The 24,186-nt window shown below is 61.2% G+C and carries 24 protein-coding genes and 1 pseudogene; 3 read left to right on the top strand and 22 right to left on the bottom strand.

Annotation, left to right across the window (positions count from 1 at the left end):
• Window positions 1-8: 8 nt before the first annotated feature.
• The 12 genes and pseudogenes from PSH73_RS01630 to ubiE form a co-directional block, all read right to left on the bottom strand.
• Window positions 9-1,916 carry a methyl-accepting chemotaxis protein gene (locus tag PSH73_RS01630; RefSeq protein WP_057437200.1) on the bottom strand — a complete coding sequence of 636 codons (1,908 nt, stop codon included), beginning with the start codon at window positions 1,914-1,916 and terminating at the stop codon, window positions 9-11.
• Between the two features lie 186 nt (window positions 1,917-2,102).
• Window positions 2,103-2,975, bottom strand: coding sequence for a methyl-accepting chemotaxis protein (locus tag PSH73_RS26905; protein WP_370693728.1), 873 nt, complete (start codon window positions 2,973-2,975; stop codon window positions 2,103-2,105).
• A gap of 30 nt (window positions 2,976-3,005) precedes the next feature.
• Window positions 3,006-4,019, bottom strand: a pseudogene (locus PSH73_RS26910) (methyl-accepting chemotaxis protein); the annotation flags it as partial.
• Between the two features lie 121 nt (window positions 4,020-4,140).
• Window positions 4,141-4,848, bottom strand: a complete 708-nt coding sequence (locus PSH73_RS01640; RefSeq protein WP_120731318.1) for a 16S rRNA (uracil(1498)-N(3))-methyltransferase — start codon at window positions 4,846-4,848, stop codon at window positions 4,141-4,143.
• Entirely contained in the window at window positions 4,845-5,636 is a 792-nt protein-coding gene (gene tatC / locus PSH73_RS01645; protein ID WP_057958065.1) for a twin-arginine translocase subunit TatC, read from the bottom strand. The genes PSH73_RS01640 and tatC overlap by 4 nt, the downstream gene beginning before the upstream one ends.
• Entirely contained in the window at window positions 5,633-6,040 is a 408-nt protein-coding gene (gene tatB / locus PSH73_RS01650) for a Sec-independent protein translocase protein TatB (protein ID WP_057958066.1), read from the bottom strand. The genes tatC and tatB overlap by 4 nt, the downstream gene beginning before the upstream one ends.
• Window positions 6,041-6,050: 10 nt before the next feature.
• Complete coding sequence (locus tag PSH73_RS01655; protein WP_038445371.1) at window positions 6,051-6,329, bottom strand: twin-arginine translocase TatA/TatE family subunit; 279 nt, start codon at window positions 6,327-6,329, stop codon at window positions 6,051-6,053.
• 27 nt (window positions 6,330-6,356) lie between these two features.
• The gene (locus PSH73_RS01660) at window positions 6,357-6,689 is read right to left on the bottom strand and encodes a phosphoribosyl-ATP diphosphatase (RefSeq protein WP_024072933.1); all 333 of its coding nucleotides are present in this window, start codon (window positions 6,687-6,689) and stop codon (window positions 6,357-6,359) included.
• A gap of 2 nt (window positions 6,690-6,691) precedes the next feature.
• Window positions 6,692-7,084: a phosphoribosyl-AMP cyclohydrolase gene (gene hisI / locus PSH73_RS01665; RefSeq protein WP_029296001.1), complete on the bottom strand. Its 393-nt coding sequence runs from the start codon at window positions 7,082-7,084 to the stop codon at window positions 6,692-6,694.
• 64 nt (window positions 7,085-7,148) lie between these two features.
• Window positions 7,149-8,753, bottom strand: a complete 1,605-nt coding sequence (ubiB, locus tag PSH73_RS01670; protein WP_057958067.1) for a ubiquinone biosynthesis regulatory protein kinase UbiB — start codon at window positions 8,751-8,753, stop codon at window positions 7,149-7,151.
• On the bottom strand, window positions 8,750-9,373 hold the full coding sequence (locus PSH73_RS01675; RefSeq protein WP_128593008.1) for an SCP2 domain-containing protein: 624 nt from the start codon (window positions 9,371-9,373) through the stop codon (window positions 8,750-8,752). Before PSH73_RS01675 ends, ubiB begins: the two co-directional genes overlap by 4 nt.
• Window positions 9,373-10,143: a bifunctional demethylmenaquinone methyltransferase/2-methoxy-6-polyprenyl-1,4-benzoquinol methylase UbiE gene (gene ubiE, locus PSH73_RS01680; protein WP_003209306.1), complete on the bottom strand. Its 771-nt coding sequence runs from the start codon at window positions 10,141-10,143 to the stop codon at window positions 9,373-9,375. Before ubiE ends, PSH73_RS01675 begins: the two co-directional genes overlap by 1 nt.
• 155 nt (window positions 10,144-10,298) lie before the next feature.
• Here ubiE and PSH73_RS01685 point away from each other — a divergent pair, with 155 nt between their 5' ends.
• From PSH73_RS01685 to PSH73_RS01695, 3 genes are all read left to right on the top strand, one after another.
• Entirely contained in the window at window positions 10,299-10,574 is a 276-nt protein-coding gene (locus PSH73_RS01685) for a polyhydroxyalkanoic acid system family protein (protein WP_038445377.1), read from the top strand.
• A 138-nt stretch (window positions 10,575-10,712) separates the two neighbouring features.
• Window positions 10,713-11,135, top strand: coding sequence for a phasin family protein (locus tag PSH73_RS01690; RefSeq protein ID WP_057437211.1), 423 nt, complete (start codon window positions 10,713-10,715; stop codon window positions 11,133-11,135).
• A gap of 11 nt (window positions 11,136-11,146) precedes the next feature.
• Window positions 11,147-12,103: a phasin family protein gene (locus PSH73_RS01695; protein ID WP_186625136.1), complete on the top strand. Its 957-nt coding sequence runs from the start codon at window positions 11,147-11,149 to the stop codon at window positions 12,101-12,103.
• A gap of 82 nt (window positions 12,104-12,185) precedes the next feature.
• Here PSH73_RS01695 and PSH73_RS01700 read toward each other — a convergent pair whose 3' ends face one another.
• The 10 genes from PSH73_RS01700 to argS form a co-directional block, all read right to left on the bottom strand.
• Entirely contained in the window at window positions 12,186-13,082 is an 897-nt protein-coding gene (locus tag PSH73_RS01700) for a LysR family transcriptional regulator (protein ID WP_057958069.1), read from the bottom strand.
• A 500-nt stretch (window positions 13,083-13,582) separates the two neighbouring features.
• Window positions 13,583-14,209, bottom strand: a complete 627-nt coding sequence (locus tag PSH73_RS01710) for a TetR/AcrR family transcriptional regulator (protein ID WP_120731324.1) — start codon at window positions 14,207-14,209, stop codon at window positions 13,583-13,585.
• Window positions 14,210-14,236: 27 nt separating this feature from the next.
• On the bottom strand, window positions 14,237-15,919 hold the full coding sequence (gene phaC / locus PSH73_RS01715) for a class II poly(R)-hydroxyalkanoic acid synthase (RefSeq protein WP_057437221.1): 1,683 nt from the start codon (window positions 15,917-15,919) through the stop codon (window positions 14,237-14,239).
• A 102-nt stretch (window positions 15,920-16,021) separates the two neighbouring features.
• Window positions 16,022-16,879 (bottom strand): poly(3-hydroxyalkanoate) depolymerase, encoded by an 858-nt coding sequence (phaZ, locus tag PSH73_RS01720; protein WP_057437223.1) that lies wholly within the window; start codon window positions 16,877-16,879, stop codon window positions 16,022-16,024.
• 156 nt (window positions 16,880-17,035) lie between these two features.
• Entirely contained in the window at window positions 17,036-18,715 is a 1,680-nt protein-coding gene (gene phaC / locus PSH73_RS01725; RefSeq protein WP_057958071.1) for a class II poly(R)-hydroxyalkanoic acid synthase, read from the bottom strand.
• A 250-nt stretch (window positions 18,716-18,965) separates the two neighbouring features.
• Window positions 18,966-19,343, bottom strand: coding sequence for a gamma-butyrobetaine hydroxylase-like domain-containing protein (locus PSH73_RS01730; protein WP_057437225.1), 378 nt, complete (start codon window positions 19,341-19,343; stop codon window positions 18,966-18,968).
• A 162-nt stretch (window positions 19,344-19,505) separates the two neighbouring features.
• Complete coding sequence (gene hslU / locus PSH73_RS01735) at window positions 19,506-20,843, bottom strand: ATP-dependent protease ATPase subunit HslU (protein ID WP_057437226.1); 1,338 nt, start codon at window positions 20,841-20,843, stop codon at window positions 19,506-19,508.
• 39 nt (window positions 20,844-20,882) lie between these two features.
• On the bottom strand, window positions 20,883-21,413 hold the full coding sequence (gene hslV / locus PSH73_RS01740) for an ATP-dependent protease subunit HslV (RefSeq protein WP_017738857.1): 531 nt from the start codon (window positions 21,411-21,413) through the stop codon (window positions 20,883-20,885).
• 255 nt (window positions 21,414-21,668) lie between these two features.
• Window positions 21,669-22,370 (bottom strand): SPOR domain-containing protein, encoded by a 702-nt coding sequence (locus PSH73_RS01745; RefSeq protein ID WP_029296044.1) that lies wholly within the window; start codon window positions 22,368-22,370, stop codon window positions 21,669-21,671.
• Between the two features lies 1 nt (window position 22,371).
• Window positions 22,372-24,108: an arginine--tRNA ligase gene (gene argS / locus PSH73_RS01750; protein ID WP_128593005.1), complete on the bottom strand. Its 1,737-nt coding sequence runs from the start codon at window positions 24,106-24,108 to the stop codon at window positions 22,372-22,374.
• Window positions 24,109-24,186: the final 78 nt, after the last annotated feature.

Here is a 24,186-nt window from a genome sequence, read left to right on the forward strand (position 1 = left end):
GGGCATGCTCATACCTTGAACTTGCCCACGTACTGCTGAAGGTCCGTGCCCAGGCGTGCCAATTCGATACTCGCCGCCGCTGTCTGTTCACTGGCAGCGGCGGTTTGCTCCGACACATCCCGGACTTTCAACACGCTGCGGTTGATCTCCTCGGCCACCGCACTTTGCTGTTCGGCAGCGGCGGCGATCTGTGGATTCATTTCCTGGATGACCAGCACGGTGCGCGCGATTTCCGTCAAGGCGTCGCCGGCGTTGCGGGTCAGGCCGACGCTGCGGTCGGTCAAGGTGCGGCTGTTGTCCATGATATCGGCGACCTGTTGCGTGCCGCTGTGCAATCCGCCAATCAGCTCTTCGATTTCCTCAGCGGACTGCTGGGTACGCTGGGCGAGGCTGCGTACTTCGTCGGCCACCACCGCAAACCCTTGGCCGGCCTCACCGGCACGTGCGGCCTCGATTGCCGCATTGAGCGCCAGCAGGTTGGTCTGCTGGGACACCGACTTGATCACCTCCAGCACACTGCCGATCTTCTGACTTTCCCGCTGCAGGCCCAGCATGGCCTGGCTTGAGCGTGCCATTTCGTGGGCGAGGTGTTCTATGTGTGCCACCGCATCGGCCACCACCTGGTCGCCCAGTTCGGTCTGCTGATTGGCCTGGGTGGCGGCGATCGAGGCCTGTTCGGCGTGCCGGGCGACCTCCTGGGCAGTGGCGAGCATCTGGTTCATGGCGGTCGCCACCTGCTCGGTTTCGTCGCGCTGATTGCTGACGCCGGCCCGGGTTTGCTCGGTAACGGCCGAAAGCTCCTCGGCGGCGCTGGCGATTTGCCGGGCATTGTCGCTGATGCTGCCAATCAGCCCCCGCAGGTTCAGGGTCATTCGCGCCATGCTGCATTGCAACTGGCCCAGTTCATCACGGCGCTGGGTCTGCACATCGTGGCTCAAGTCGCCCTCGGCAATGCGATTGGCCACTGTGAGCGCCCTGCGCAATGGTTTGACGATCTGCCCGGAGATTATCCAGGCGGCGAGGGCGCCGAACAGCAGGGCCGCCCCGGTAATGGCCAGGGTCTGGGTGCGGGCTTGTTCGGCTTCCCGGTCACGGCGCTGAGTCTGGTCCTGAGTAAGCAGGTCGCTTTGTGCCAGTAGCTGGTCCAACTGCTGCTCGAGCTGGTTTTGCGCGGTTTCGGTCGTCAGTTGGGTGTCCCGCAGGCGTGTCAGGTGCGTGCGAATGTTGAGTACGGCATTTTTCAATGCGCTGCTGTCCACGGGTAGCCTCTCCACGGCCGACTGGGCGAGTTCGAGGCTGCGTTCTGCGTCGTTGACCTCCTGGGTATAGACATCCAGGCTGCTGGCGGCCCAGGCCGGGCTCAGGGCGCGGTCTTCGGCCTGTTCGATGGCCAGGCGCAGGCTTTCGACGGCATCGAGGGCTTTTTCGTCTTCCTGGTCCGGCAGGTCGCTGGCCAATTGCGCGAGGACGTCACTGGTGCGCACCGAGCTCTGTTTGAGCTGCTCACGGGCGGTTTCCCGTTGTTTGACCCGCGCGGGGACATCCTTGAGCGTCGTTTTGAAATGCTCGGAGAGGTTCCCCATGCTTTGCAAATACTGCTGGGGTTTCGGCGCTTTCAGACGTTGTGCAAGCTCGGCCAGATATCCGTCGATCTTCTCCATGGACTGGCTCAGTTTGCCAAGGCTGGCCTCGTCGTCCAGGGTGCGGTAGACGATGCGGTCGGCCCTTAGCTCCTCGCCGGCGACCGCCAGTTGGGCGAGAACGGTCAGAGTCTGTGAGCGGTAGAGCGAGGCGGCGAGGGCCTGCCAGCCAGTCAGGGCAATCACAAGGCTCAGGGCCAACACCAAGGCAAAACCCAGGACCAGTTTGAGGGTGACGCTGGCGTTACCCAGCAGTTGAGTCATTCGACGAAGCATGGCCAACCTCCGGCAAGTGCACAAAGGAAATCAACGTGCCGGGACGCCGAGGGGCGTGGACACAGTGAACCCATTGAACGCTAGTTCCCTTGGGCGCCAGGCGTACCGATCAGGGCCTGAAAAACATGTAGGAAATTTCACAAGTTGCATGCGGCGACCCGGACGGGTCGCCGCGAAGGGGAGGTGTCAGACCCGGAAGCGCCCGACCAACGCCTGCAGATGGGAACCCAGGCGCGCCAGTTCGGTACTGGAGGCGGCGGTTTCTTCGCTGGCCGCTGCGGTCTGTTCGGACACATCGCGTACATTCAGCACGCTGCGGTTGATCTCTTCGGCCACGGCGCTCTGTTGTTCGGCAGCAGTGGCGATTTGCTGGTTCATGGCCTGGATGGCCGAGACCGTGCGGGTGATGTTTTCCAGGGCATTGCCAGCCCGGCGTGTCAGCTCGACGCTGCTGTCGGTGAGGCTGCGGCTGCTGTCCATGATGGTCGCCACCTGTTGGGTGCCACTTTGCAGGCCGACGATCAGCTCTTCGATTTCCTCGGTGGACTTCTGGGTGCGTTGCGCCAGGCTGCGCACCTCATCGGCCACCACCGCGAAGCCACGGCCGGCTTCCCCGGCGCGTGCGGCTTCAATGGCCGCGTTAAGGGCCAGCAGGTTGGTTTGCTGGGCCACGGACTTGATCACGTCCAGTACGCTGCCGATCTTGTCGCTTTCGCGCTTGAGGTGGCCCATGGCCTCGGTGGAGTTTCCGACTTCGCCGGCCAGGCGCTCGATCTGGGCGATGGCTTCACCGACGACCCTGTCACCTTCGCGGGCCTGCTGGTCGGCGGCGACGGCGGCTTCCGAGGCTTCCTCGGCATTGCGCGCCACTTCCTGCACGGTGGCGGCCATTTCGTTCATCGCAGTGGCGACCTGGTCAGTCTCGATCTTCTGGTTGTTGACCCCGGCGCTGGTCTGCTCGGTAACGGCCGATAGCTGCTCGGCGGCGCTGGCGATTTGCGTCACGCCATCACTGATCCCGCCGATCAGATCGCGCAGGCCCATGGTCATGCTTTGCATGGCGCGTTGCAGTTGGCCCAGTTCGTCCTGGCGTTGCGAAACCAGGTCGTGGGTCAGGTCGCCGGCGGCGACGCGCTCGGCGACCTTGAGGGTCTGGCCCAGTGGGATCACGATCTGCCGGGTAATCGTCCAGGCCGCGACGATGCCACAGAACAGTGCCAGGGCTGCGGCCAGCATCAACAGGAACTTGGCCTGTGCGGCATCGTTGTCGCGGATCACGGTTTGTGAAGCAGTCAGTTTCTTGCTGCGATCAAACAGCAGGTCGCCTTGCTCAGCCATGGCCTTGAGCGCTGCGGTGCTGGCGACCTGGGAGTCGCGGAACTGGCTGACGGCGGCGAGATAGGCCTTGAGGGAGTTGCTGGCCTCTTGCAGGTTGGCGCCGTACTGCTCAGGCAGTTGGCTGCGCAGGCTGTCGGCGCTCTTCAGGGCATTGGCGATGGCCTCCAGTGCCGGCTGCTCAGCTTCGACCTTGGCGCTGTAGGTGTAGCCACGCACTTGGAAGCGCGCTTGCTGAATCAGCTTGCTCAGCTCGATCACGCTGTTGAACTGGGTGACGCTGTCACCTTGCAGCAAGACTTTTTCGATCTCCGCGATGCGTGCGACGGCGTTGTCGGCGGTAGCGCCGAGTTTGCTGCGGGCATCTTCGCGTTGGGCTCCGGCCTGGACCATGGCGCTGAAGGATTGCCGATACTTGGCAACCGCGGCCAGTTGCTCGTCGATCAAGGCGTCGTCTGCCGGTTGCTCGATCTGGCTGCGGGCGGTTTTCAGGCCGCTGTCGAGTTTCTCCATCAACTCATTGACCCGCTCCGGGCCTTGCTCGCCACGGCGCATTTCATAGTCCAGGCGCGCCTGGCGCAGGTCTTTGGTCAGCTCATTGAGGCTGGAAATAAAGCCCAGCTTATCGCCACGGCTGATCACGCCACTCAGGCCTGTCCAGCCGGTGAAGGTGATTAGAAGGGTGAGAAGCAATACCAGGCCAAACCCCACGCTCAGTTTACGATTGACGCTTACATTCCCCAGTTTTTCAGCTAACCAACGGTACATGCGGTGGACTCCCCTGAACAAGGCTTGGACTTATCCTGAGGATATCGGCATGCAAGCGCGATTCTGTAGCGACACAAAGCCCTGTGGGAGCTGGCTTTGTGGTGTTTTTGGAGGGGCGGAATCAGAAGAGGCGAGCGAGCAGCGCGGTAACGGCAGTTTCCACACGCAGGATCCGCGCGCCCAGTTGCACTGGCTGCAAGCCGGCCTTGGCCAGCAAGTCCACCTCGTAGGGAATCCAGCCACCTTCGGGGCCGATGGCCAGGGTCACCGGCTGATCCAGCCCGCGTGGGCAGGACGGGTAGTCGCCGGGATGCCCGACCAGGCCGAGAGTGCCCTGGGCCAGGGCCGGCAGACGGTCTTCGACGAAGGGTTTGAAGCGCTTTTCGATGATGATCTCGGGCAACACGGTATCCCGCGCCTGTTCCAGGCCGAGGATCAGTTGTTCGCGTACGGCTTCTGGCTCCAGGAATGGGGTTTGCCAGAAGCTTTTCTCGACCCGATAACTGTTGACCAGGACCACCCGTGGCACCCCCATGGACGCCACGGTCTGCAAGACCCGACGCAGCATTTTCGGGCGGGGCAGGGCCAGCAGCAGGGTCAGTGGCAACTTGGCCGGTGGCGGCTGGTCGAGGCTGATTTGCAGCTCGGCTTCACCCGCCTCCAGGCGCAGTAGCTCGGCATTGCCCATCAGCCCGCCAATGCGTCCGACGCGCAGGCTGTCGCCAACCGCCGCACGATGCACCTCCTGCATATGCACCAGGCGCCGATCCCGCAGGATCACCCGGTCGGCCGCGATAAAGTCGGCCTCTTCCAGCAGCAACAGGTTCACGGTTGGGTCGCTGGCGGCTGGTCGTCATCGGCAGGTTGGTCATCCGGGTGTTCGCCACGCTTGCTCACCAGGCTGCCAAACAGGATGCCCACTTCAAACAGCATCCACATCGGCACGGCCAGCAAGGTCTGCGAGAAGATATCCGGTGGGGTCAGGATCATGCCGACCACGAAGCAGCCGATGATCACGTACGGGCGGATCTTGCGCAGGTATTTGACGTCGACCACGCCGATCCACACCAGCAACACCACCGCTACCGGGATCTCGAAGGCCACGCCAAAGGCGAAGAACAGCGTCATCACGAAGTCGAGGTAGCTGCTGATGTCGGTCATCATTTCCACGCCGGCCGGGGTGGCGGCGGCGAAGAATTTGAAGATCAGCGGGAACACCAGGAAGTAGGCGAACGCCATGCCGGTGTAGAACAGCATGATGCTCGACACCAGCAGTGGCACGGCAATACGCTTTTCATGCTTGTACAGGCCGGGCGCGATAAACCCCCAGATCTGGTGCAGGATCACCGGGATCGCCAGGAACAGCGACACCATCATCGTCAGCTTGAGCGGCGTGAGGAACGGCGAGGACACGTCGGTGGCGATCATCGTCGCGCCCACCGGCAGGTAATCGCGCAGCGGTGTCGAGACGAAGGTGTAGATCTGCTGGGTAAAGGCAAACAGCCCGGCAAAGATCACAAAGATCGCCGCCACACACCGCAGCAAGCGGGTGCGCAACTCGGTGAGGTGCGAGACCAGCGGCATATGCTGGTCGTTTTCCGGTTTATCAGCGCTCATGGGGCTCGCGGCGGCAATGTAGGGTCGTGGGGAGCGGGCGACGCGGCGGGCGTCGGCGCGGGCTCTGCTGGAGGAGCGGGCGTGGCGATCGGGGCTGTCTCGGCCACCGGCGCAATGCTCTGCTCGGCCACCGGTTCAACCGGTGTCGGCGCCTGTTGCTGGGGCGTGAGAATTTTGCGCGCCTCCTGCTCCAGGGACAGAATATGTTCGTTGTGCAGCTGCCGACGAATCTCATCGGCGCCGATTTCCCGTTCAACTTCCTGTTTGATGGCGTTGAAACTGCGTTTCAGGCGCCCGACCCACAGGCCGGCCGTGCGTGCGGCGCCGGGCAGGCGTTCAGGCCCCAGCACCAACAGGGCAACAAGGCCGACGAGCAGCAGTTCAGAGAAGCTGATACCAAACATTAGTCAGTGCTCACGAGTCTTTGCGGGACGGCTCTTCGACTTTCTCGGCCTGCACGTCGAAGGTACGGCGCTCGGTGATCGGCTGGGCTGCCTGGGGGTGTACAGGCTGCGCCGGCGGGACCGGGTTGGCGCCGGTATCGGCCGGTTTTTCGTCGTCGTTCATGGCCTTGCGAAAGCCCTTGATGGACTCGCCGACGTCGGTGCCCAGGTTCTTCAGTTTCTTGGTACCGAACACCAGGACGACTACCACGAGAATAACGATCCAGTGTTTCCAGTCAAAAATGCCCATGCTGCAATTCCTCAGTCAGAAAGTTATTCAGGCGGACGGGCGCGAGGCCTTTTCGGCGTGCCCGGACAAGCCGAAGCGACGGTCCAGTTCATCCAGCACGGCCTGTGGATGCTGCCCCAGTTGGGCGAGCATGACCAGGCTATGGAACCACAAGTCGGCAGTCTCATAGATGACATCGCTGCAATCGCCGCTGATCTCGGCATCCTTGGCGGCGATGATGGTCTCGACGGATTCCTCGCCGAGTTTTTCCAGAATCTTGTTCAGGCCCTTGTGGTACAGGCTGGCGACATAGGAGCTGTCGGCGTCCGCACCTTTGCGGTCCTCCAGCACCTGGGCCACACGGTTCAGGGTATCGCTCATGTTCAATGTCCTGCCGAGTAAATGGCGTGCGGGTCTTTGAGTACGGGCTCGACGGTTTTCCACGCGCCGTTCTCGAACACCCGGTAGAAGCAGCTGTGGCGGCCGGTATGACAGGCGATGTCGCCGATCTGCTCGACCATCAGCACGATCACGTCAGCGTCGCAGTCCAGGCGCATTTCGTGCAGTTTTTGCACATGCCCGGACTCTTCGCCCTTGCGCCATAGTTTGCCACGGGAACGTGACCAGTAGATGGCACGCTGCTCGGCGGCAGTCAGGCTCAGGGCCTCGCGGTTCATCCAGGCCATCATCAGGATGCGCCCGGTCTTGTGGTCCTGGGCAATGGCTGGCACCAGGCCGTCACTGTCCCATTTGATCTCGTCCAGCCAGTCTTTCATCTTCGACTCCGACAGCCGTGCGCGACCCGCCCCGGCAATGTGCAACAGTGTATAACCGGTCGACCTATCGACGCACGACCAGATAAAGGCCCACGGCGACCATGATCCCGGCCGGCCAATGGCCCAGCTCGTTCAACGGTCCACCGGCGGCAAGCACCGCGCCACCGCCCAGGTGCGCCGCGCCGAGCAGGCGCAGGAACCAGTCGTCCTTGCGCTGGTGCCACGGCGGCGCCGGGTCCTTGGCGTGGGGCTGGGACATGCGCTCCAGCAGGTCGCGGGTCATGTTGGCCAGGTGCGGCAGTTGCTCGACCTGGCTTTGCAGGTTGCCCAGCAGGGTTTTCGGGCTGACCCGCTCGCGCATCCAGCGTTCGAGGAACGGTTGCGCGGTGTTCCACAGGTCCAGGTCCGGGTACAGCTGGCGGCCCAGGCCTTCAATATTGAGCAAGGTCTTTTGCAGCAGCACCAACTGCGGCTGCACTTCCATATTGAAGCGCCGCGCAGTCTGGAACAGACGCATCAGCACCTGGCCGAATGAAATATCTTTTAACGGTTTTTCGAAGATCGGCTCGCACACGGTGCGGATCGCCGCTTCGAATTCATTGAGCTTGGTCTCGGCCGGCACCCAGCCCGAGTCGATGTGCAACTGCGCCACGCGCCGGTAATCACGCTTGAAGAAGGCAAACAGGTTGCGCGCCAGGTAGTCCTGGTCCTCGGGCGTGAGGCTGCCGACGATGCCGCAGTCGATCGCGATGTACTGCGGGCTCCACGGGTTCACCGTGCTGACGAAGATATTGCCGGGGTGCATGTCGGCGTGGAAGAAGCTGTCGCGGAACACCTGGGTGAAGAAGATTTCCACACCACGCTCGGCGAGCATCTTCATATCGGTGCGCTGGTCGGCCAGGGTCGCCAGGTCGGTGACTTGCACGCCGTAGATGCGCTCCATCACCAGCACCTTTGGCCGGCACCAGTCCCAATAGACCTGCGGCACATACAGCATCGTCGAGCCTTCGAAGTTGCGCTTGAGCTGGCTGGCGTTGGCCGCTTCGCGCAACAGGTCGAGTTCGTCGTAGATGGTTTTTTCGTAGTCGGCGACCACGTCCACCGGGTGCAGCAGGCGTGCATCGGCAGAGAAACGCTCGGCGGCGCGGGCCAGAATGAACAGCCACGCCAGGTCCTGGCCGATGATCGGCTTGAGGCCGGGGCGGATCACCTTGACCACCACTTCTTCGCCGGTTTTCAGCTGTGCGGCGTGCACCTGGGCGACCGAGGCCGAGGCCAGGGGCTCGACGTCGAAACGGCTGAACACTTCGCTGATTTTCTTGCCCAGCTGTTCTTCGATCAGCTTCATCGACTGCTGGGAGTCGAACGGTGGCACGCGGTCCTGCAACAGCATCAGCTCGTCGGCGATGTCTTCGGGCAACAGGTCGCGGCGGGTCGACAGGATCTGCCCGAACTTGATGAAGATCGGCCCCAGGTCCTGCAGTGCCAGGCGCAGGCGCGCGCCACGGCTCAGGTCCAGGGTCTTGCGCGGGAACCAGCGCCACGGCAGTACATAGCGCACCGCCAGCAGGAACCACGGCAGCGGCAGGGCAAACAGCAGGTCATCGAGGCGATAGCGAATGACGACGCGTTGGATTCGGAACAAACGGCGGACGGCGAGCAGCTTCATGCGTTATCGCTTGGATCAAGGGAGCGGCTCAGGCGCTCGAAGCGCGCCTCAAGCCGTTCCAGGTCGAGTTTGGCCTGGTCGAGTTCACGAAAGCGCGCTTCCGCTTCCCGTTGTCCGACGAGGGTGCGCGATTCTTCGCTCAGGTATTCGGCGAGGTTCTGATTGAGGCTGGCGAAACCCTGCTGGTACCAGCGCGAACGGCTGCGCAGGTGCCCGCCGATCAACTGGGTGGCCACCGGGCCGAGCCAGCGCGACAGCTCGTATTCCCAGTCCAGATCGAGGTCTTGCAGCACCGCGGCGAGGTCCATCAGCACCGCGCTGTCGCCTTCAAGGGTCACATCGGGGCCGTGCAGGATTGCAGTCTTGTCGCGGCTCAAAGCCAGGCGCAGCAGGCTCGCCGCTGGCGCACGCAGGGTGCAGTCGGCATCGGCGGCCCAGTGCGCGGCGAGCATCAGGCCTTCATCGCTGGGCAGGATAAACAGCTGCAAGGCCGGGCTGCTGCAATCGACGGCAATGATCTTGCCGTGCAAGTGCGCCAGCCGCGCCAGGGCGGTGCTGTCCAGGCGCAGGACACGGTTGAGGCCGTGTTCGACGCTGGCGAGAAGGCCGGTGAACAACATCAGGGCTTGATGCCGCGATGCAGGGCAACGATGCCCGAGGTCATGTTGTGATAGGTCACGCGGTCGAAACCGGCCTCGACCATCATCGACTTCAGGGTTTCCTGGTTGGGGTGCATGCGGATCGACTCGGCCAGGTAGCGATAGCTCTCGGCGTCATTGGTGATCAGCTTGCCCATCAGCGGCATAAAGGCGAATGAGTAAGTGTCGTAGACCTTGGACATCAGCGCGTTGGTCGGCTTGGAGAACTCCAGCACCAGCAGGCGCCCGCCCGGCTTGAGCACCCGCAGCATCGAGCGCAGGGCGTCTTCCTTGTGGGTCACGTTGCGCAGACCGAAGGCAATGGTCACGCAGTCGAAATGGTTGTCGGGGAACGGCAGCTTTTCTGCGTCGGCCTGGACGAACTCGATATTGCCCGCCACGCCCTTGTCCAGCAGGCGGTCGCGGCCGACCTTGAGCATCGAGCCGTTGATGTCGGCCAATACCACCTGGCCGGTGGGGCCAACCAGCTTGGAGAACTTGGCTGCCAGGTCGCCGGTGCCGCCAGCGATATCCAGCACCCGGTTGCCGGTGCGCACGCCCGACAATTCGATGGTGAAGCGCTTCCACAGGCGGTGCATGCCACCCGACAGCACGTCGTTCATCAGGTCGTACTTGGCGGCCACGGAGTGGAACACCTCAGCGACTTTTTCCGCTTTCTGGCTTTCCGGGACGTTCTTGAAGCCGAAGTGAGTGGTGGGTTCGGCATCGCTGCCTTTGCGCTGATCAGTCATATCGCTGTCACCAAAAGAGAATGGGGGCATTCTAATCCCCAAGGCATGCTTTGTCTTGGCAAGGCTGAAGGTAAGATGGGTGGCCACCGAGACCTTTTGCCGCATGGCGGGTGAGTAGGGTGCTCAATACGTCTTTATAACGAGGAGTCATTCAAATGGCCCGCATTCAGATTGAACGTGCCCACGCACTGGGTAAGGAAGCTGCCAGGGCGAAAGCCGAGAAGTTGGCGCATAAACTCAAGGAGCAATATGGCCTGGAGCCGTCTTGGTCTGGCGACACGTTGAACCTCAAGCGTTCCGGCGTCAAAGGCACACTGAAAGTGGCCGAGGATTCGTTACGGATCGACGTGGAACTGGGTCTGTTGATGTCGGCCATGAGTGGCACTATCAAGTCCGAAATCGAGAAGGCCCTGGATAAGGCCCTGGCCTGATCTGCGACCGCGCGCCGCATTGGGTGCCGGTCGATTGCGCCGTTCTTAGGGTGCCGATTCTAATTTTTCTCCCTACTTTGTACTCAGCCCTCAACTCCTGTGGGCAGTTCCTCCACCCTTTTATGCGTGAGGTGCACCATGGCCAAAGTTATTTTGAAGAAAAAAATCGACACCCAAATCAGCGCCCTGAGCGACGTTAAAATCTATGCTCGCAAGATCTGGTTGGCGGGTTTGGGGGCTTACGCGAAGGTCGGCAGCGAAGGCAGCGAGTACTTCAAGGAACTCGTTAAGACGGGTCAACATGTTGAAAGTAAAGGCAAAAAAGTTGTGAATGAACAACTTGATGCCGCCAACAGTCAGATTGATTACGTTAAGAGCAATGTCTCCAGCGTCAAAGGTCGCGTCGAAGTGCAACTGGATAAAGTCGAGAAGGCTTTTGACGAGCGTGTTGCAAGTGCCTTGAATCGAATCGGCATTGCGTCTAAACATGACGTGGAGACACTCTCTGCTAAGCTCGATGAGCTAACGGCATTGCTCGAACGTGTCGCGCGTAAACACTAAGGAGACATCGGATGGCTGTTAAAAAGACTACTCAGAAAGAAGGCAGCTCTTGGGTCGGGAAAGTTGAAGAATACTCCCGCAAGATCTGGCTGGCTGGTTTAGGCGTGTACTCGAAGATCGACAGTGACGGTAGCAAACTCTTCGAGACTTTGGTTAAAGACGGCGAGAAGGCCGAGAAGTTGACCAAGAGCACAGTGGGCAAGCAAGTCGATGCGGCCAAGGCGAGCGCGAGCTCTGCCAAGTCCCGTATCAGTGATGCAAAAAAACAGGTACTGGGTACTTGGGGCGAACTCGAAGGCGCACTCGACAAGCGCCTGAACAGTGCTATTTCGCGCCTGGGTGTGCCTAGCCGCAATGAAGTCAAGGCGCTGCACAGCAAGGTCGATACCCTGACCAAGCAAATCGAAAAGCTGACCGGCGCTAAAGTCGCTCCAGTCAAAGCGGCGGCCAAGCCTGCTGCCAAGCCGGCCGCGAAAACGGCTGCGGCCAAACCAGCAGCGAAAACCGTGGCCAAGCCATTGGCCAAGGCCGCAGCCAAACCTGCAGCCAAGCCAGCAGCTAAACCTGCGGCCAAGGCAGCAGCCAAGCCCGCGGCGAAAACGGCAGCAGCCAAACCAGCAGCCAAGAAGCCGGTAGCGGCCAAAGCTGCGGCAAAACCAGCGGCCAAGCCGGCAGCCAAACCTGCCGCCAAGCCAGTGGCCAAAACCGCTGCCGCCAAGCCGGCGACCAAGCCAGTTGCAGCCAAACCCGCTGCCAAACCGGCTGCCGCGAAACCGGCCGCGAAACCTGCTGCAAAGCCCTCGGCGAAGAAACCCGCCGTAGCCAAGAAGCCTGCAGCGCCCAAGCCAGCTGTCGCGGCCAAGCCTGCAACCCCGGCACCTGCGACCAACTCGGCCACTGCGCCGACGCCGGCCGCGGCGACCCCGACTGTAACGCCGGCAACCCCGACGCCATCCAGTCAGTCCTGATTTTCGGGGGACGTGTAAAAACGCCCGGCCTTAAAGGCCGGGCGTTTTTTTTGGCGGGTGGAACACCGACAGTGATACACGTCTAACGGTCGGGCTCGCCTGGGGCCTCGGATTCGCGGCAGGTTTGCATCAGCAGGTTGTTGAGTACCTTCAATGCCTGGGGCCGCCTCGGGGTTGATCGGTAGAGCAGAACAATCTCCCGCTGGTAGGCGTTCGTGTGGCTTGTTGGTGTTGCGTACACATCGTCGGTCTTCAACCCGGCCCATGCCGGCACCAGGGATACGCCCATGCCCTTGGCGACCATCAGGGATATCGCCTCCAAGGCATCCAGATTGCACAGCACATCTGGCTGTAATTGGTGGTCTTGAAGGTACTGCTGGGCGATCTGGCCGCCCCAGGCATTGGTGTCATAGCTGATCAGCGGGTGGGAGAGAATGGTCGAGGCAATTTCACCGGGTTCGACAGGCGCTTTTGTAAGAATCATCAATGACTCGCGCCGCAACACTTCCAGGGTCAGGGTTTTAGGCAATGCAAAGGGCGGTCGCACCATGATGCCAGCGTCCAACTCGCCGGCGACGACCTGTTCATAAAGGTTGCGCGAATCGCCCGGAGTGATCCGCAGGCGCAAGCGTGGTGCCGCGACCAGCAGTTGTTCCATGACCTGCGGCAGGATACCGGTCAATGCCGTGGACACGGCTCCCAGCCGCAGGTCGCCGGACAGCCCGCCCGCATCCAGTTCGTCGTGTAGTTGTGCACAGCCCTGAATCAGGGCGCGAATGCTCGGCAAGAGTACAAGGCACTGCTCGGAAGGACCGACAGAATGGGCCGCTCGGTTGAGCAATTCGCAGGAAAGAGAGCGTTCAAGCGCCTGGATACGCTGGCTGATCGCCGGGGCGGTAAGGTTTTCCCTGCGCGCCGCTGCGGCGATTGAGCCGGTCTCGATGACGGCAATCAAACTTTCGAGAAATCTGATATCCACAAGAATCCCTTTCGCTGAGAGATATGTAATACGTTTTTTATAATGATGCTACGTCGTTACTCTTTAATCGTCATTATAAAATCCGGGCATGTTACATGCGGTCAATCTTTCGTATTACCTCTCATGTTACAGATCTTGATGATGCCACCTATCGGTCTGGTTAGGTATTTGCACGAATTTGAAATTCCGCCCGTGGTTCGCTGCCCTGGCTGTCCGCATCAGGTAGCGTGGGGCCTGGGGGCTCTTGAGAAGGAAAAGAAAGCGCCGGTGATCGCAGTGCTCAAGAGTGTGCTTGCGATCATATTCAAAGTTACCTATATCGTTATGCGCTACTCGTCGATCGGGGTTTTCGGTGATCGTTACTTCAAGGAGGTTGCCGGCGTAATACATGGGCACCCGTAATAATTGCCAAGTGGGGAAAGCAATAGCGGAAAGTTGCAACAGCAATAGATGACGAGGTAACTCCGTCAATGTTGGTTGCAGACTTGTAAGTCGCCGGCCTACAAGGGCTGTGTGTCGTCCAGGTAGCGTAGTGCAAAACGCTCGGTGGCCAACCGTGCCGGCATCAACAGGTGCGGTGCCACCAGCATCATCACTTGATACACCGCCACCCGCACCTCGGCCTCGCGGTCCAGGATCCGCTGGTAGTCCAGGGAGAACAGCAGGGTCATGGTGATCTGCTCCACCAACTGCCCCAGTGCCTGGGTCTCGCTGACCAACTGCCCTTGTGCCTTGAGCCGTGCCAGCAGTGAGGCCAGTGTGCGCTTGAGCGCGGTCAGCAGGTTACGAATCCCCTTGGCCAATTTGGGCAAGCGTCCGGCCAGGTTCGACAGGTCCTGGAACAGGAACCGATAGTGCGCCATGCGCTCAACGATCAGGTGCAGGAACAGCCAGTAATCCTCGGGCGCCAACTGCACATCCGGCGGCGGGTCGAGCAGCGGTGCCAACTCCCCCTGAAAGCGCTCGAACAGCCCCAGTACCAGGGGCTCCTTGCCATGGAAGTGGTAGTAGAGGTTGCCGGGGCTGATCCCCATTTCATTGGCCACCTCCATGGTTGAAACATTTGGCTCGCCCTTGTGGTTGAACAACTGCAGGGCACATTCAAGGATCCGGTCGCGGGTTTTCATCCAGTCTTCTTAATCTGATCGTTGAGCTCAGCGCACCCGCACATAGGTGCCCGGTGCTGCTTCCATCGGTGGGTAGTTCTGGTTGCCCAGGGCCGTCAGGGTTTCGCGCTGCACCCCGGAGCGTTGCTGGATCCACTCAAGCCACTGCGGCCACCAACTGCCCTCGATGTGGCTGGCGTCGTAGTACCAGGCGCGTGGATCGCTGCTCAGCTTGAGGTTCTCGACGAAGTTCGCCTTGGGGTTGCCCGGCGGGTTGAGGATGCTCTGGATATGCCCGCTGTTGGAAAGCACAAAACGTTTGTCGCCGCCCAGTAGCAAGGTCGAACGGTAGACCGCGTCCCACGGGGTGATGTGATCGTTGATCCCGGCCACGCTGAAGCTGTCGACGGTAACCTTCTGCAAGTCGATGGGCGTGCCGCAGACTTCCAGGCCACCGGGATGGCTCAAGGGGTTGTGCTTGAAGAAATCCAGCAGATCGCCATGCAAGGCCGCCGGCAAGCGGGTGTTGTCGTTGTTCCAGTACAGGATGTCGAACGCCGGCGGCTCCTTGCCCAGCAGGTAATTGTTGATCCAGTAGTTCCAGATCAGGTCATTGGGGCGCATCCAGGCAAAGACCTTGGCCATGTCCCGGCCATCCAGCACCCCTTCCTGGTAGGAACGGCGCTTGGCCGCTTCCAGGGTCTGTTCGTCGGCAAACAGCGTGGCGGGGCTGTCGATCTGGCTGTCCAGCAGGCTTACCAGGTAAGTGGCACTGGCGACCCGCCGTTGTTGGCGCTTGGCCTGCAGGTGCCCCTGCAGGGCGGCGATGGTCAGGCCGCCGGCGCAGGCACCCATCAGGTTCACTTCGCGGGCGCCGCTGATCGCCCGGCAGATATTCAATGCTTCCTCCAGCGCCGCCACATAGGTCGACAGGCCCCACTCGCGATGGCGCACGTCCGGGTTGCGCCAACTGACCATAAACACTTGCAGGCCGTTTTTCAGGGCGTACTGCACGAAGCTGTTGGCCGGGCTTAAATCGAAAATGTAGTACTTGTTGATTTGCGGCGGCACCACCAGCAGTGGCTTGGCGTACTGTTTTTCGCTCATGGGCTTGTACTGGATCAGCTCCAGCAGCTCATTGCGAAACACCACCGAACCGGGCGTGGTCGCTACCGTCTTGCCCACCTCGAACGCCTGCTTGGTGACCTGGCGTGGCAGGCCATTGTTGTGCAGCAGGTCATCGAACAGGTTGCTTACGCCGCGCACCACGCTGTGGCCGCCGGAATTGAGCAGCTCTTTGATCGCCAGCGGGTTGAGCAGGGTGTTGGACGGTGACACTGCATCGTTGAGCAACGAGAAGGCAAAGTGCGCCCGTGCGCGGTCGTCGTCGCTCAGGCTGCTGTCGTCGATCCAGTGCCGGGTTTGTTTCTGCCAGCTCAAATACGCTTGCAGGCTGCGCCGGTACAGGGGGTTGAGGGCCCAGGTAGGGTCGGCGAAGCGACTGTCGTGGGGGTTGGGTTCATGCACGGTCTCACCCAGCAGCACCCGGCCCAGTTGCCCACCCAATGCCAACGCATGCCGGGCGCTGTGCAACGGGTTGCGCAACCCGTGGGCGGCGACAGTGCGCAGGGTCGATAGCAGATCCCGGCCACGCAAGCCGGTGATTGCACTTTGTGCATTGATGAACGCGGCGGGTGTAGGCGCCGGGACGTTTACGGGTCTGTCACGCATGGGTCAACACTCCTTCGTCAATTCGCCAACAAGCACGCCAATTCAGAACCATAGTCGGTTCTGGCCAAGTTGCGCGTAGGGGTCGTCCTGACCCGATACCGCTCAGGTGTGGCTATGGGGCGCCGGCTGCGGATGGATCACCGCGCGCAAGCGCTCCTCCTGGAGAAACTTCATGATGATCGGTGCCACCGCTTCGGCCCGGGTAATCAGGAACAGATGGCCGTCGTCGATGATGTGTAACTGCGCATTGGGGATGCGCCAGGCCAGCATGCGCATATTGACCAAGGGGATCAGCGGGTCGTCGTCGCCGGCCAGCACCAGGGTCGGCTGCTTGATCTTGTGCAGCCAGTGAATGCTGGTCCAGCCCAGGCCCGCAAACAGCTGCCAGTAGTAGCCCAGCTTGCCGGCCGAGCGCACTTTGCTTGCGTGTTCGGCGGCCAGTTTTGAATCCCGGCGGAACGAGCCGCCGTAAATCATCGGCGCGATGCGCACCACATGGGACGGTTGGATATAGCGCCGCGGGCTGGCCATCAGCCATAACACCTTCGGTTTGCCGGGCACCATAAAGGCACCGGCGGCGGTGGCGGCCAGGATCAGCTTCTTGCAGCGCTCCGGGTAGTCGTAGGCAAATTGCTGTGCCAGGGCGCCGCCCCAGGAAACCCCGACGGCATTGACCTGGCCGTAGTCCAGGTAGTCGAGCATGCGCGCGGTGAGTTTGGCCAGGCCGGGAAAGCGATAGGGGCGACTGGGTGTCGATGACCCGCCCACTCCGGGTACATCAAAGGCAATCACTTCCAGGTCCGGGTCCAGGGCCTGGACGAACGGAAACACCAGCTCAAGGTTGGCGCCGATGCCGTTGAAAATCAGCAGTGGCGTCAAGTGAGACTTGCCCGGTCGTACCGCCGTGCGGATGGTCTGGCCATCCAGGTCGATGGTACGGAAGATGAACGGTTGCGGCATGCTCAAGCCCTGTGAAGTGTTACTGCGGTCAATGTGGGAGCTGGCTTGCCTGCGATAGCGGCGGGTCAGTCAGTACATGTGTTGGCTGACCCACCGTTATCGCAGGCAAGCCAGCTCCCACATTTGATCTCATTGCAATCACACAAAAGTGTGGCCTTAGCGCTCGTGAACGTATGTCCCTGGTGCAGCCTCCGCCGCCGCGTAGGCTTTATTGCCTAGGTTCGCAGGCGACTTCTTCAATTTGCCCGAACGCTCCCCTAGCCAGCCCTGCCAGTGCAGCCACCACGAGTCGGTATGCTTGGTGGCGTTTTCCTGCCAGTCCAATGCCTTCTCGCCCATGCTCTCGCTGGTCTGGTAACGCGCCTTGGGGTTGCCGGGGGGGTTGAGGATGCTCTGGATATGCCCGCTGCTGGACAGCACGAACTCGACCTTGCCGCCAAACAGTTGCGCCGACTTGTAGCAGGACTGCCACGGCGTGATGTGGTCGTTGGTGCCCGCCAGCGAGTAGATGTCGGCCGTCACCTGCTTGAGGTCAATCGGGGTGCCGCACACTTCCAGGGCATTGGCCCGTATCAGCGGGTTGTTCTTGAACAGTTCGATCAGGTCGCCGTGGAAGGCCGCCGGCAAGCGCGTGGTGTCGTTGTTCCAGAACAGGATGTCGAACACCGGTGGCTCATTGCCCAACAGGTAGTTGTTGACCCAGTAGTTCCAGATCAGGTCATTGGGGCGCATCCAGGCGAACACCTTGGCCATGTCCCGGCCTTCCAGCACGCCGGCCTGGTAGGAGTGGCGCTTGGCCGCCTCCAGGGTCTGCTCATCGACGAACAGGGCTACCTGGGTGTCGAGGGTGGTGTCCAGCACACTGACCAGCAAGGTCAGGGCGTTGACCTTCTTCTCGCCCAGCGCCGCATAGTGGCCCAGCAGCGCGGTGCAGGTGATGCCGCCCGAGCAGGCGCCGAGCATGTTGATGTCTTTGCTGCCGGTAATCGCCGTGACCACGTCGACCGCCTCTTTCAGCGCTTCGATATAGGTCGACAGGCCCCATTCGCGCTGGGCCTTGGTGGGGTTGCGCCAACTGACGATAAAGGTCTGCTGGTTATTGCGCAGGCAGAAACGCGCCAGGCTCTTGTCCGGGCTCAGGTCGAACACATAAAACTTGTTGATCTGCGGCGGCACCACCAGCAGTGGGCGCTCGTACACCTGCTCGGTGATCGGCTTGTACTGGATCAGCTCCAGCACGTCATTGCGAAACACTACCGCGCCTTCGCTGGTGCCCAGGCTCTTGCCCACTTCAAAGGCGCCCATATTCACCTGGCTCGGCATGCCGCCGTTATGCACCAGGTCCTTGGCCAGGTGCGAGAGGCCATCGAGCAGGCTCTTGCCGCCGGTTTCAAAGAAGCGTTTGACCGCTGCCGGGTTGGCGGCGCTGTTGGTGGGGGCCATGGCTTCGGTCATGAGATTGATGACGAAGTGCCCACGGCTGATGTCCTGCTCCGACAGGTTGCTGTCGCCGATCCAGTCGTGTAGTTCCTTGCGCCACGCCAGGTAGGTTTGCAGGTAGCGCTTATAGAGCGGGTTCTGGCTCCAGGCCGGGTCGTTGAAACGACGGTCATCGCTTTCAGGGGCAAGCTCGGACTTGCCGAACACCACGTTTTTCAATTCGACGCCAAAGTGGGCGACGTGCTTGACGCTGTGCAGGGGTTGCTTGATGGCCTGGGTCAGCACCATGCGCGCAGAAGCCAGTAAATCCTTTTTCCGTAATGCGATGATCGGGTTCAGCCCCAGGGTGTTTTCCGAGGCCTGGCGTTTCAAGTCATCGTTATTCTTGTTACTCATCCACGACGCTCCATTGTCCGAAAGACGAGTACCGGGTACCGCTGTGCACCCAATTATCGAGGCACAACACAAGCCTGGTACTGCTGCTCGGGTGACCGTTGATACCGCATCGTAAAATGCAGGGAACTTGCCAACTCCATTGGTTACCCGAGTTTTATTTAATGCGCAAGCGGACCAATCTTTGGTCACACCACAGGGCATTCAAGCAGATGAAATTAGAAAATGCCCACTAATGAGCAAGAGGCTTGATTTAGAGCATCAGCTTGACGACGGACTGGCTCGGGTCGCGGGTTTTTCCGGCTGCCTTGAGCTCGGCAAGATAATCGGCCCACAGCGCGTCCTGACGTACGGCGAGTTGGTAGAGGTAGTCCCAGGTGAACAGTCCGCTGTCATGACCGTCGTCGAAGGTCAATTTCAGTGCGTACTGCCCGGCAGGTTCGATCTTGGTCAGGCCGACATTCAGCTTGCCGAATTGCAGGATCGGTTTGCCGTGGCCCTGGACCTCGGCGGAAGGTGAGTGCACCCGCAGCAGTTCGGCGCTCAGGTGATAGACCTCGTCGGGGCCGTAGGTCAGCGAGAGGGTCTTGGAGGCTTTGTGCAGATTGATGGCGGTGGGCATTTTAGACATTGGGGGAACCGCTCGTGGATGATCCTGAAGGAACCGGCTTTAAAATGTGGGAGCGGGCTTGCTCGCGAATGCGGTGGGTCAGTTTATGCAACTGTGACTGACCCACCGCATTCGCGAGCAAGCCCGCTCCCACATTAAAGCAGAGCGGTTCCTGCGTAAGCCTTACAGGATATAACGAGACAGGTCTTCGTTCTGCGCCAACTCGCCCAGGTGGCTGTTGACGTAGTCGGCGTCGATCCTGATCGCCACGCCATTCTGCGCGCCCGCCATGTCGCCGGCGCTGAAGGATACTTCCTCCAGCAGGCGCTCAAGCAGGGTGTGCAGGCGACGGGCACCGATATTCTCGGTCTTCTCGTTGACCTGCCAGGCAATTTCCGCCAAACGCTTGATACCGTCTGGCAGGAACTCGATCCCCAGGCCTTCGGTTTTCAGCAGCTCGCGGTATTGCTCGGTCAGCGAAGCGTGTGGCTCGCTGAGGATGCGTTCGAAGTCGCCCGGGGTCAGCGCCTTGAGTTCCACGCGAATCGGCAGGCGGCCTTGCAGCTCCGGCACCAGGTCGCTTGGCTTGCTCAGGTGGAACGCGCCGGATGCGATAAACAGGATATGGTCAGTCTTGACCATGCCCAGCTTGGTATTCACCGTGCAGCCTTCGATCAGCGGCAGCAGGTCGCGCTGTACGCCTTCGCGGGAGACATCAACGCCGCCGGAATTGCCGCGCTTGGCCACCTTGTCGATCTCGTCGATAAACACGATGCCGTGCTGCTCGACGGCTTCCAGGGCCTTGGCCTTGAGTTCTTCCTCGTTGACCAGGCGCCCGGCTTCTTCGTCACGCACCAGCTTGAGCGCGTCCTTGACCTTGAGCTTGCGGCTTTTCTTCTTGCCCTTGCCCATGTTGGCGAACAGGTTCTGCAACTGGCTGGTCATTTCTTCCATGCCAGGCGGCGCCGAGATATCGACGCCAGCGCTTTCGGCGACTTCGATCTCGATTTCCTTGTCGTCCAACTGGCCTTCACGCAGGCGCTTGCGGAACAGCTGGCGCGTGTTGGAATCGGAGGCAGGAGCGGCGTCTTCATTGAAGCCCGCGCGTGCCGGTGGCAGCAGGGCGTCGAGGATGCGCTCTTCGGCAGCGTCTTCGGCGCGATGGCTGACCTTGGTCATTTCCTGTTCGCGCAACAGTTTCAGGGCGGCGTCGGCCAGATCACGGATGATCGACTCGACGTCACGGCCCACGTAGCCGACTTCGGTGAACTTGGTGGCTTCGACCTTGATGAACGGTGCGTTGGCCAGCTTGGCCAGGCGCCGGGCGATTTCGGTCTTGCCGACACCGGTCGGGCCGATCATCAGGATGTTCTTGGGGGTTACTTCAACGCGCAATTCTTCGGGCAGTTGCATCCGGCGCCAGCGGTTACGCAGGGCGATGGCAACGGCGCGCTTGGCATCGTCCTGGCCGATGATATGGCGATTGAGTTCATGGACGATTTCGCGGGGAGTCATGGACATAGTGGTGTGTGGTCCTCAAGCAGGAAAAAGCCGACGGGCTTATTCCGCGAGGTCCTGCTCCTCAATGGTCAGGTTGTGGTTGGTGAACACGCAGATATCGCCGGCGATACCCAAGGCGGTCTCGACGATTTCCCGGGCCGACAGGTCGGTTTTTTTCAGCAGGGCACTGGCTGCGGCCTGGGCATAGCCCCCGCCGGAACCCATGGCGATCAGGCCGTTTTCGGGCTCAACCACGTCACCGTTGCCGGTGATGATCAGGGACGCGTCTTTGTTGGCGACGGCGAGCATGGCTTCGAGGCGGCTGAGGGAGCGGTCGGTGCGCCACTCCTTGGCCAGTTCGACGGCGGCACGCACCAGATGGCCCTGGTGTTTTTCCAGTTGGCCTTCAAAACGCTCGAACAGGGTAAAGGCGTCAGCGGTGGCCCCTGCAAAACCGGCAAGGACCTGGCCGTGGTACAGGCGACGCACTTTTTTCGCGTTGCCTTTCATCACGGTATTGCCAAGGGAAACCTGGCCGTCGCCGCCCATGACGACTTTGCCGTGGCGACGAACTGAAACGATGGTGGTCAAGGGGAGAGTCTCCACGCTGCGGGGCGAAAATGCCCTGATGGAACTCATATGGGGGTGGCGGGGGAGATTTCAACCGTAGGAAGGGTGCGCGGACGAGTGGTGTCTAGCGCACTGGCACAGGCTCGAGAGCCCTATAAAACCAATGTGGGAACTGGCTTGCCTGCGATAGCGGTGCACTCGTCACTGAAAATATTGACTGATGCACCGTCATCGCCGGCAAGCCAGCTCCCACAGTTGATCCGTGTTGGCTGTGGCTCAGCGGCTCTGGCGTTGTTGTAACAACAGGTTGCTAAAGCCCGCGCCCGCCAGTTGTTTCTGCGCCACGGTCAGCTGTTCACGGTTGCTGAACGGCCCCACCAGCACGCGATACCAGGTCGCTTCCTTCACCGTTCCGGATTCCACCGTTACCGTCTGCCCCAGCAGGATAATCTGCGCCCGCACCCGGTCCGCATCCGCCTGCTTGGGGAACGAGCCCGCTTGCAGGAAGAACTTGGTCACCGGCGCCGCCTTGGTGGTGGCGACCGGTGGTGCCGGTGGCGGGGTAATCCCGGCCAGTGCGGCCTGGGCCCGTGCGGTGTCGATCTTCGCCGCTTCTGCCGGGGTCACCGGGGTGGTCGGTACTTGCGGGGTCGGCAGGGTTTTCTCCGGCACGGCGTCTTGCGGAACGATCACTTCCGATTCCGGCAGCAACGTGTAGAAGTCGTACTTCGGCTTCACCGGCGCGGTCGGGCTCGGCGGTGTCTTGTTCGCTTCGGCGATCTTGCTGGCCTTCTGCTGCTCCTGCTTGACCCGCTTCACGTCTTCGCCCTGGCCCGGCTCCAGCTTCATCAGGAACACGATAAACGCACCGACCGACAGGCCGATGGCCAGCCACATCCAGCCCGGGATCGGTTGTTTTGCCGGTGCCTGGTAGCGGCTGGCGCCGCGCTTGGGTGCAGGTTTTTTCTTGGCTGCCAACTTACATACGCTCCAGAGTTTCCAGGCCCAACAGTTCCAGGCCTTGCTTGAGGGTCCGTCCAGCCAGTGCGGCGAGGCGCAGGCGGCTTTGCTTTTGCGTTTCGTCGTCGGCGCTCAGGATCGGGCAGTTCTCGTAGAAGCTGGAGAACAACCCGGCGACTTCATACAGGTAGGTGCACAGAATGTGTGGCGTACCTTTCTCGCCCACGCTGTTGAGCACTTCGCCGAACTGCGCCAGTTTGGCCGCCAGTTCCTGCTCGTGGGGCGCGTCCAGCACGATCTGCCCTTCGACTTCGCTGAAATCCTTGCCCAGCTTGCGGAACACGCCCGCCACACGGGTGTAGGCATACAGCAGGTACGGCGCGGTGTTGCCTTCAAAGTTGAGCATCAGCTCGAAGTTGAAGCTGTAGTCGCTGGTGCGGTGCTTGGACAGGTCGGCGTATTTCACCGCGCCAATACCCACTACCTTGGCGATATTGCGCAGGTCGGCTTCGGCCAGTTCCGGGTTCTTTTCCTTCACCAGGTTGTAGGCACGCTCCTGGGCTTCGTTCAGCAGGTCGATCAGCTTCACGGTGCCGCCGTCGCGGGTCTTGAACGGGCGGCCATCGGCGCCGTTCATGGTGCCGAAGCCCATGTGCTCCATGTGCATCGGGTGGGTGACGAAACCGGCGCGGCGCGCCACCTCGAACACTTGCTGGAAGTGCAGGGCCTGGCGCTGGTCGACGAAGTACAGCGCGCGATCGGCTTTCAGCACGCCGCTGCGGTAGCGCACGGCCGCCAGGTCGGTGGTGGCGTACAGATAGCCGCCGTCGGCCTTGACGATGATCACTGGCAGCGGCTCGCCGTCGGCGGTCTTGAATTCTTCGAGGAACACGCACTGGGCGCCGTTGCTCTCAACCAGCAGACCCTTGGCCTTGAGGTCGTTGACCACGTTGATCAGGTCGTCGTTGTAGGCACTTTCGCCCATCACGTCGGCCATGGTCAGTTTGACGTTCAGCAGTTCGTAGATTTTCTGGCAGTGGGACAGGGAAATATCGCGGAAACGTGCCCACAGCTCCAGGCACTCCGGGTCGCCGGCCTGCAGCTTGACCACCAGGCCACGGGCGCGGTTGGCGAACTCTTCGGATTCGTCAAAGCGCTTTTTGGCGGCGCGGTAGAAGTTTTCCAGGTCCGACAGCTCGTTGCTGGTGATGGGGTTTTCTTGCAGGTACGCCATCAGCATGCCGAACTGGGTACCCCAGTCGCCCACGTGGTTCTGGCGGATCACGGTGTCGCCGAGAAACTCCAGGACCCGTGCCACGCCGTCGCCAATGATGGTCGAGCGCAGGTGGCCGACGTGCATCTCTTTGGCCAGGTTGGGGGCCGACAGGTCGATGGCCACGCGCTGCAGCGGGCCGGCCTTGCGCACGCCGATCTTGGCGTCGGCCAGGGCTGCGTCCAGGCGCGAAGCCAGGGCCTGGGTGTTCTGGAAAATATTGATAAAACCGGGGCCGGCGATTTCGGCCTTGCTGACCTGCGGATCAGATGGCAGCGCGGCAATGATTTTTTCCGCGAGGTCGCGCGGTTTCATGCCCGCGGGCTTGGCCAGCATCATCGCGATGTTGCTGGCGAAGTCGCCGTGGGTCTTGTCTCGAGAGTTTTCCACCTGGATCGCCGGCGTCAGGCCTTCAGGCAACACACCTTCGTTGACGAGTTGGGTGAGGGCTTGTTGGATCAACTGGCGAATTGTGTCTTTCATGGTGTTCTCTTTCGACCGCATGCGGCGGCGCGCGATGCGCAGGTGGAAAAACTGGACATTATCCGGTGCGAGGGCGGG

The organism is Pseudomonas sp. FP2294, assembly GCF_030687625.1.
Taxonomy (GTDB): Bacteria; Pseudomonadota; Gammaproteobacteria; order Pseudomonadales; family Pseudomonadaceae; genus Aquipseudomonas; species Aquipseudomonas shahriarae.

Bases quoted from the DNA above. Each gene is read 5' to 3' on its own strand.
- PSH73_RS01630 (WP_057437200.1), bottom strand. From the start codon at position 1,916: ATGCTTCGTCGAATGACTCAACTGCTGGGTAACGCCAGCGTCACCCTC.
- PSH73_RS26905 (WP_370693728.1), bottom strand. From the start codon at position 2,975: ATGCAAAGCATGACCATGGGCCTGCGCGATCTGATCGGCGGGATCAGT.
- tatC (WP_057958065.1), bottom strand. From the start codon at position 5,636: ATGAGCGCTGATAAACCGGAAAACGACCAGCATATGCCGCTGGTCTCG.
- tatB (WP_057958066.1), bottom strand. From the start codon at position 6,040: ATGTTTGGTATCAGCTTCTCTGAACTGCTGCTCGTCGGCCTTGTTGCC.
- PSH73_RS01655 (WP_038445371.1), bottom strand. From the start codon at position 6,329: ATGGGCATTTTTGACTGGAAACACTGGATCGTTATTCTCGTGGTAGTC.
- PSH73_RS01660 (WP_024072933.1), bottom strand. From the start codon at position 6,689: ATGAGCGATACCCTGAACCGTGTGGCCCAGGTGCTGGAGGACCGCAAA.
- hisI (WP_029296001.1), bottom strand. From the start codon at position 7,084: ATGAAAGACTGGCTGGACGAGATCAAATGGGACAGTGACGGCCTGGTG.
- ubiB (WP_057958067.1), bottom strand. From the start codon at position 8,753: ATGAAGCTGCTCGCCGTCCGCCGTTTGTTCCGAATCCAACGCGTCGTC.
- PSH73_RS01675 (WP_128593008.1), bottom strand. From the start codon at position 9,373: ATGTTGTTCACCGGCCTTCTCGCCAGCGTCGAACACGGCCTCAACCGT.
- ubiE (WP_003209306.1), bottom strand. From the start codon at position 10,143: ATGACTGATCAGCGCAAAGGCAGCGATGCCGAACCCACCACTCACTTC.
- PSH73_RS01685 (WP_038445377.1), top strand. From the start codon at position 10,299: ATGGCCCGCATTCAGATTGAACGTGCCCACGCACTGGGTAAGGAAGCT.
- PSH73_RS01690 (WP_057437211.1), top strand. From the start codon at position 10,713: ATGGCCAAAGTTATTTTGAAGAAAAAAATCGACACCCAAATCAGCGCC.
- PSH73_RS01695 (WP_186625136.1), top strand. From the start codon at position 11,147: ATGGCTGTTAAAAAGACTACTCAGAAAGAAGGCAGCTCTTGGGTCGGG.
- PSH73_RS01710 (WP_120731324.1), bottom strand. From the start codon at position 14,209: ATGAAAACCCGCGACCGGATCCTTGAATGTGCCCTGCAGTTGTTCAAC.
- phaC (WP_057437221.1), bottom strand. From the start codon at position 15,919: ATGCGTGACAGACCCGTAAACGTCCCGGCGCCTACACCCGCCGCGTTC.
- phaZ (WP_057437223.1), bottom strand. From the start codon at position 16,879: ATGCCGCAACCGTTCATCTTCCGTACCATCGACCTGGATGGCCAGACC.
- phaC (WP_057958071.1), bottom strand. From the start codon at position 18,715: ATGAGTAACAAGAATAACGATGACTTGAAACGCCAGGCCTCGGAAAAC.
- PSH73_RS01730 (WP_057437225.1), bottom strand. From the start codon at position 19,343: ATGTCTAAAATGCCCACCGCCATCAATCTGCACAAAGCCTCCAAGACC.
- hslU (WP_057437226.1), bottom strand. From the start codon at position 20,843: ATGTCCATGACTCCCCGCGAAATCGTCCATGAACTCAATCGCCATATC.
- argS (WP_128593005.1), bottom strand. From the start codon at position 24,108: ATGAAAGACACAATTCGCCAGTTGATCCAACAAGCCCTCACCCAACTC.